The 7,445-nt window shown below is 50.0% G+C and carries 4 protein-coding genes; 1 reads left to right on the top strand and 3 read right to left on the bottom strand.

The window, feature by feature from the left end:
* Nucleotides 1-35: 35 nt before the first annotated feature.
* Nucleotides 36-1,208 (top strand): exo-beta-N-acetylmuramidase NamZ family protein, encoded by a 1,173-nt coding sequence (locus tag GO755_RS18940; protein WP_157586849.1) that lies wholly within the window; start codon nt 36-38, stop codon nt 1,206-1,208.
* 115 nt (nt 1,209-1,323) lie between these two features.
* Here the strand turns inward: GO755_RS18940 and GO755_RS18935 are convergent, their stop codons facing one another.
* The 3 genes from GO755_RS18935 to GO755_RS18925 form a co-directional block, all read right to left on the bottom strand.
* Nucleotides 1,324-2,538 carry an efflux RND transporter periplasmic adaptor subunit gene (locus GO755_RS18935; RefSeq protein WP_157586848.1) on the bottom strand — a complete coding sequence of 405 codons (1,215 nt, stop codon included), beginning with the start codon at nt 2,536-2,538 and terminating at the stop codon, nt 1,324-1,326.
* A gap of 46 nt (nt 2,539-2,584) precedes the next feature.
* A complete protein-coding gene (locus GO755_RS18930) occupies nt 2,585-5,815 on the bottom strand; it encodes an efflux RND transporter permease subunit (RefSeq protein ID WP_157586847.1) in 3,231 nt (1,076 codons plus the stop codon).
* Between the two features lie 148 nt (nt 5,816-5,963).
* Entirely contained in the window at nt 5,964-7,322 is a 1,359-nt protein-coding gene (locus GO755_RS18925) for a TolC family protein (protein WP_157586876.1), read from the bottom strand.
* Nucleotides 7,323-7,445: the final 123 nt, after the last annotated feature.

The raw sequence follows: 7,445 nt of genomic DNA, 5'->3' as shown, positions 1-7,445 counted from the left end.
ATATCTGGAATGACAGGTCAAAAAATCTCTTTTCCATGCAAGTCAGATTTGGAGTAGATATTTTCCTGAAGCAATTAATTGACTACCAACATCAACGATTGGCCCTCGTCACCAATCAGGCGGCCACAACTTCGACTTATATTCCGACAAGACAGGCATTATATTCGGCTGGCTTTAATCTGGTAAAATTATTCTCACCCGAACATGGTCTGGAAGCCATTGGTGAGGATGGGCGATTGATCCCGAATGGAATTGACGCCTTAACTGGTCTGCCAATTATCAGCCTGTACGGCGATAAACTCCAGCCAACGGCCGACGATTTAGCCGACATCGATACAGTTATTGTGGATTTACCTGACATCGGTTGCCGCTTTTACACCTATCTCTGGACGCTCACGCATGTCATGGAAGCCTGTGCGCTTCATCAAAAACCGTTAGTCCTTCTCGACCGACCAAATCCACTATCAGGAAATTTGAGATTGTCAGAAGGTCCTATGTTGGACGAAAACACATGCTCCTCATTTATTGGCAGATGGAGCTTACCACTGCGTCATTCCTGTACGTTTGGCGAATTAGCTACGTACTGGCAACAGCAGCGAATGCTTACCTTGGACCTTCAGGTTGTTAAGGCTAAAGGCTGGCATCGGGAGGCTTTTTCACGAGACTGGCAGTCGTCTTTTGTCCCAACTTCACCCGCAATGGTCAATGCCGAAGCAGTTTTGCTTTATCCCGGCCTTGGTCTTTTGGAGGCCACTAATCTCAGCGAAGGTCGTGGGACTGCTACACCTTTTCAACTAGCAGGAGCGCCCTGGTTAGACGCCAACCAATTGGTGCAACAATTCAACGAATTAAACTTGGCGGGTGTGGTTGGACGAGCGATTACGTTTACGCCACAAAGCGGCAAATACGCAGGTCAATTATGCCGAGGAGTCATGTTTCATGTTACAGAACCGACCCATTTTAATCCTGTTTTATCGGGGTTGTTGTTTATCAAACTGGTGTATGATCACCAGCCTGATCAATTTGACTGGGCACCCTACCCCACTCATGTCAATCCGACGGGAAAACATCATCTGGATAAACTATTGGGCATTCCTGATTCAGAATCGCTATTTGAGCTACCGATTGCTTCGTTCACAAAAACGCTTCACAAGCTAGTAGTTTGTGAAGCGTGGGCTGGGGAGGTAAATCCTTATTTGTTGTACTGAAATGTCATAATGCAGTTCTTTCCCGTGCTGTGGTGTCAGGTTCGAGCATTCGGTTTTGAGAAACCTCACAATGTCAGTTTCTTAAAACTGACATCACACGGAACCGCAACAAAACCTACTTATTCACACCTTTAACCTCCTGTCCATCACGGATTTCTTCCGACGCTTTTTTTACAATAGTCATACCGGGTTGTACATCGCCAAATACTTCAACCAGGCTATCCAATACATTACCTTTTTGCACGGATACCCATTGCGCCCGGTTTTCATTTACTTTAATAACAAACATTTTTTCGCTGGAACTCACGACAGAGGTTGCCGGTACGAACATCGTTTTACCCGTTCGTTCGATAGGCATTTGTACTTCGGCATACATACCTGCTTTCAATTCGTGACCGGGATTAGCTACGTCAAACTCTGCCATCATAGAGCGGTTAGCCTCAACCAGACTTTCCGCTGAACGGGCAAGCTTAGCATTGAACTGTCGGTTAGGCATTGCATTGACAGTGAATGAAACGGCACTTTTCGACTTTAACTGATTCGCAAATGATTCCGGAATGGCAACCGTTAAACGCAACGTTCGGCTATCTTCTAGTACGAAAAGGGGTTTGCCGCTATCGCCAGCTCCCACTAATGCACCAGGACTGATATTCCGCTCAATGACCATACCATCGAACGGGGCAGTAATCGTGAGATACTGCCGAAGTTCGGTTTTGGCCTGGTAGTTTGAGCGGGCGGCTTGTACTGTTCCTCGCGCTACGGCCACCATCGCGCTGTCGCCCTGCATTCTGGCCAGTGCCTGATCGATTTCATTGGCCGATACAGCGCCTTCCGTTTTGGCGGTTTGTAGTAAGCGATTATAAATTAACCGGCTGGCGCGGGCGCGGGTTGTTTGTTCGACCAAGGTAGCTTCCTGCGCCTGCACCTGCGCTTGCGCCTGACTCAATTCCGAAATCACTTCGGGCGCATCGAGTCGGGCTAATACCTGACCTTTGTGAACCATCGTGCCCCGATCGACCGAAATATCACGCACAAAGCCTTTCACTTTGGCGTACATACTCACTCGATTCCAGGGCTTTAACTCGCCTGGCAGCGTAACCCGTTTGCTGGGTTGTAATTCCTGCACGGTCGTTACAGTCACCTGCTGTACTTCTGGCGCCTTCTCGGCAGTTGATTTCGTTTCGCTACTGGCCGACGAGCAGGCGTTGAGGACTGTGCCTGCAATGAGTGAAAGCGTGAATGAGTGAATGAGCGAAAAGGAGAAAGACTGAGGTGCCGGGCGGTTAATACGCGAACGGGCAGATGGACGATTGTTATTAGGGGAGGTCATGTCTGTTTCTTTAGAAAATGAACAAGAAGTCATTACAAACAATAAGCTAGAGACCAGGGGTCAACACAGGCTGCTCCTGATGGTAGTATTTGCTTTCCGGATCTTCTGGGTCGAGCGATACCGACTGCATGGTGGCTTTGGACTGAAGTTGCGTAAACACACAAGGCAGAATCAGCAGAGCGGCCAATGTAGAAGCAATTAGTCCACCGATAACGGCCTGACCCAGTGGGGCAATCTGATCACCACCTTCGCCTAGTCCGGATGCCATCGGCACCATACCTGCGATCATGGCAATACTGGTCATCAGAATCGGGCGAATCCGACTATTAGCCGCTAGCACGACCGCCTTCCGCGTATCGCCAATGTCCAGGCGCAGGTTTTCGGCATTGGTTACCATCAGAATGGCGTTAGCCACCGACACCCCTACCGACATAATCAGTCCCATGTACGATTGCAGGTTCAAGGTAGCACCGCAGGCCAGCAGCATGAGCAACGCACCCGCTACCACCGCCGGAATAGCCGCCAGAATCACCAACGACAACTTAAACGACTGATAATTAGCAGCCAGCAAAAGGAAGATAATCACGATAGCCACCAACAGACCCGTCTGCAAGCTGCTAAGCGTATCGATCAGCAAATTGGTTTGGCCGCCCATTTCTACAATGACACCACGAGGGGGCTGACCTGCTTCCTTAATCGCCTGTTCAACCGCTTTACGAGCCGATCCCAGATCTGTTTCTTGTAAGTTAGCTGTAACCGTTACCAGATTGTTTGGCCCGGCGCGGTCGTATTCGCCGGGTGCAGTTCCTTCCGAAAAGGTCGCTACATCCGACAATACAGGGCGCATTTCGCCACTACGTAATGGAATGTTCCCAATATCGCTGGCGCTTCCCATCTGATATTCAGGAATTTGTACCTGAACCTGATAGGCTAGCCCTTTCGACTCATCAAGCCAGAGGTTTTTATCCGTAAAACGACTCGACGACGTAGCGGCCACCATGGAACGAGCCACCTGTGTAGACGTAACACCCAACTGTCCCGCCCGTTCGCGATTCATGGTCACGTTCAGAATAGGATAATTCAGCGGCTGAGCAATCTGCACATCACGCAGGAAGTCGATTTTCGCCATGCGTTCCCGAATCTTATTGGCGAACTTGCCCGCTTCTTTCAGGTTCTTGGCCGCTACCTTCACTTCGATAGGCGTGTTGGCTCCCTGACTCATGATCTTTTCGGTCAGCTCAATCGGTTCAAACGAAATAGCAGCTGTTGGTAAGGCCTGGGCAATTCGTCTCCGCAGTTCTTCCTTCAGATTATCCATTTTAACATGATAATCTTCTTTCAGGGATACCTGCAAGACCGCTTCGTGCGGGCCACTGTTGAACACGAAGATGTTAGATGTACCATAGCTGGATGGGACTGTACCTACATAAGCTGATGAAATTTCCACATTCTCCCCACCCACCGCTTCTTTAATAATCCCAAGCACCTTTAGCATGGCTACTTCTGTGCGCTCTACGCGCGTACCATCGGGAATCCGTAGGCGCATCTGAAACTGGTGACTATTGCCATGCGGCAGAATATCGGTACCAATGACCGTAAAACAGGCAACGATAATTGCCAAGGTGCCAACCAGATAACCGCCAACAACCAAGCCTCTACGATTCAGAATTTTTTCGAGCGCTGCGGAGTAACGCTGCTTGAATTTCTCAAATCCTTTAGCGTCAGCTGGTGCATGTTCCTCTTCGATCATGTGGCGTTCCCGAGCATCCAAAGCAAGGGTCGGCGCTTCATGTTCGGGATGGCTTTTTAGCAACCAGTTCGCCAACACGGGAACGAACGTCTGCGATAGCAGGAACGAGGCAATCATAGCAAAACCAACTGACAGCGACAGTGGCAGGAACATCGAACGCGGCACACCACTCATCACGAATGCAGGGGCAAATACAGCCAGAATAGCCAGCAGAATCAGGAATTCGGGGAAAACGATTTCCTTACAGGCATCCCAGATGGCTACGGCCTTAGGCTTGCCCATCTCCAGATGCTGGTGAATATTTTCGATTGTTACCGTAGCCTGGTCAACCAGAATCCCGATAGCCAGCGCCAACCCGGATAGGGTCATAATATTGATGGTCTGACCAAACAGATTCAGCATGATTACAGCCGATAGAATCGAGATCGGAATGGTCATGACCACGATGATTACGCTTCGCCAGTCACGCAGGAAGAGTAGCACCATCAAACCTGTCAGCACAGCGCCAAGAATCCCTTCGGATACCAGACTTTTCAAGGCGTTGGTTACGTAAACCGACTGGTCGAATTGGTACGAAATTTTCACATCTTCGGGCACGGCCGCCTGCAACTCAGGCATGGCTTTGCGAAGGTTATTGACGACATCGAGAGTCGATGCATCCGACTTTTTAACAACGGGAATATAGACCGCCCGCCGACCATTGACCAGTGCATAACTCACCGTGATGTCAGCAGCATCTTCTACAGTACCAATGTCCCGCACAAATACTGTTGGCCCTGAACCGATCCGAATGGGGATGTTCAGAAAATCTTCTGGCCGTTTAACCAGCGAGTTAACGGGCGTCATCAAGGTTTTATCACCAACCCGAATATTACCGGCGGGCGACGGCTGGTTGTTGGTCACAATCGCCTTAATTACCTCCTCAGGGGTTAACTGATAACTCCGCACCAGTTGAGGATTAACCTTGATAATAACGGAACGTTGGTTACCCCCGAACGGCGGTGGACTGGATACGCCCGGAATCCGGGAGAACATAGGTCGCACCCGCGATGAGGCATAATCCTGAATTTCGTTTAAGGAACGGCTTGGACTTTCAAAAACCAGCTGCCCCACCGGCACCGAACTCGCATCGAATCGGACAACCTGGGGTGGCACCGTTCCCTCCGGCATGTACGCCTTCGCCCTCGATACATTGTTGGCCACCTCGGCCGCTGCCTGCGCCATGTCCGTTCCGGGGTAGAATGAAAGTTTGATCAACGATAGCCCCTGAATCGTTTTTACATCAATGTCGCGAATACCCGACACATACAGAAAGTGATCCTGATAACGCGTCGCCATGAAGCCATCCATCTGATCGGGCGACATCCCGCCATAGGATTGCACCACGTAAATCGTTGGCAAATCCAGATTCGGAAAAATGTCGACCGGAATGGTAAACAACGACATCACCGAGAAAAACAGAAGTCCCATAACCATCACAACCACTGAAATGGGTTTACGCAATGCGGAACGAATGATGTTATACATAGTTTTTTAGTGTTTCATATGTGGTGTCGGGTTCTTAAACCCGACATAGTGAGGTTTCTCAAAACCGTTTGTATATTTTACTTAGACGGTTTTGAGAAACCGCCCTCGTCAGGTTTAAGAACCTGACGTCACCAAACACATACAGACATTATTTAACTTGATTCATAAACAGCGACAAGTCTCCATCAGCGGCTGCTTTCAGGAGTAGGAAACGCCATACGTTACTAACAGCCACGTAGCCATCGACCTCTGCCCGGTTGAGCGTGAGTACACTTTGCAGCAAGGTTGGCAAATCTGTCAAACCACTTTCGTAGCGTGATTTTGCCTGATTGTACGCTTGCCGAGCGGCCTGTAACTGAATGGGCGCCTGTCGGGCTTGTTCCAGCGCAACCTGATATTGGGTTTCTGCTTCTTGATACTGACGAGTAATTTGCAGCCGCTGCGTGTTAAATAACTGCCGGGACCGTTCTACCAGAAATTGGTCGGCCTGATAATCGTGCCGGGACCGTAATGTGTTAGTCAGATTCCAGCGAGCCAAAACGCCAACGAGGTAGTTACCCACCTGATAACCAAGCCCATTCAACTGATTCGACTGAAAAACATCGCCTTGTTGATTAGAGAAGCCGGAGCCCCGCGCGTTACCCACGCCAACGAACGAAATAACCGGCATCCCGGAGCGCTGGGTAGCCAGACTACGAGCTGCCGACAGATTTATCTGGGATTCAAATAACCGTAAGGTTGGATTTTTGGGAGAAAGCGAATCGGACAGAAAAACCCCATTCGGAAGCGTTGAGTAGAAACTCATACTGTCTACCCGCATATCGTTCTGCAATTGACCGGCCAATTCAGAAAGGCGCAATCGTTGTACCTGTTCCTGCTGCTGGCTGCCCAATAAAAGCAGTCGGGCACGAACGGCTTCGGCAGTGGCCAGCGAACTATCGACACCCGCCCGCATCCCCGACCGGACACCCGCATCAACCACCCGTTTGAAAGTCTGCGCCCGATCCAGATTCGTGCGTTGAATCTGCACCAGTTTCTGATTGATCAGTAATAGTAGATAGGCATCAACTGTCCGGACTTGGTGCTGAAAAATCTCGTTTTCATAATCAACCTGACTCCGCTGAAGGTCGGCTTTAGCTACCCCCACATTCGCTTTAATACGTCCAAACGTAATGGCCCGCCACTCGATAGACGCGCTGGTATAACTACCAAAACTACCCTGCGAAATCGCAGTAGCCCGAACGCCACCTGATGTCGAGATGTTCGTTCCTTCGTTCGGGAAGAACGAGTTATTCAGGCTGTTGCTCGTGGCATAGTTGTACTGATCCTGAAGGATCATGGTTGGCAACAACTCCGTCCGGCTGGCCTGTAACCGCCGTTCGGCGCTACTAACCTCAGCCTGTTTGGATTTCAGGAATGGATATTGTCGAACCGACTGCTCGACTACCTGATTTAGTGTAAGCGATTGCCCCGATGCCTGGAACGTCAGCAGGCTTGTACCCAGCATCAGAAGCCAACTTGTGTGATTTCGATACGCGAGACGGCCGGAGAATCGCTGTGGAGAGCAATGAAAAAGAGCATGTTTCATTCACAACAACCTGACCGACCTTAGGCGCCGGTACGATCAAGT

The sequence above is a fragment of the Spirosoma arboris genome (assembly GCF_009754945.1).
Lineage (GTDB): Bacteria > Bacteroidota > Bacteroidia > Cytophagales > Spirosomataceae > Spirosoma > Spirosoma arboris.
Note: the sequence above shows the minus strand (reverse complement) of the source record. Positions and strands in the feature narration are given on the sequence as shown.

Excerpts from the sequence above, each read along its gene's own strand:
- GO755_RS18940 (WP_157586849.1), top strand. The coding sequence starts at position 36 with ATGCAAGTCAGATTTGGAGTAGATATTTTCCTGAAGCAATTAATTGAC.
- GO755_RS18935 (WP_157586848.1), bottom strand. The coding sequence starts at position 2,538 with ATGACCTCCCCTAATAACAATCGTCCATCTGCCCGTTCGCGTATTAAC.
- GO755_RS18930 (WP_157586847.1), bottom strand. The coding sequence starts at position 5,815 with ATGTATAACATCATTCGTTCCGCATTGCGTAAACCCATTTCAGTGGTT.
- GO755_RS18925 (WP_157586876.1), bottom strand. The coding sequence starts at position 7,322 with ATGCTGGGTACAAGCCTGCTGACGTTCCAGGCATCGGGGCAATCGCTT.